General features: G+C 53.4%; 1 protein-coding gene. It reads left to right on the top strand.

Annotated features, from left to right (window positions below; genetic code table 11):
* Positions 1-217 precede the first annotated feature (217 nt).
* Positions 218-294 (top strand): DUF6870 family protein (locus DW677_RS19245; protein ID WP_347473206.1); only part of this gene is annotated, 77 nt, incomplete at its 3' end.

The following is a 294-nucleotide window of genomic DNA, read 5'->3' on the forward strand; positions in this document are numbered from 1 at the left end:
GGGAGCGGCGTTCTCTATTTTATACTTACATGGAGTGAGGCCAGAGGGCAGCATCGCTTGGGTGCTGCCCTCTGGCGTTTCCCCACGATATGCGGGAGGCGTATCCTATTTTTGATAAGGAGGTTTTACCGTGAGATTAACGACAAAGGAACTGGAACAAATGAAAAGCATTGACATCGGCGCAGTGGCTCCCGAGTCCCTGCCGGATGTGAGCGGTATGGCCTTTGACACCTCTCTCCCCCGGGAGGAGCGGATCGCTCTGTTTTTGCAGGCGGTAGAAAATCCATACTGCTT

The sequence above is a fragment of the Clostridium sp. AM25-23AC genome, assembly GCF_003435125.1.
GTDB lineage: Bacteria > Bacillota > Clostridia > Lachnospirales > Lachnospiraceae > Pilosibacter > Pilosibacter fragilis.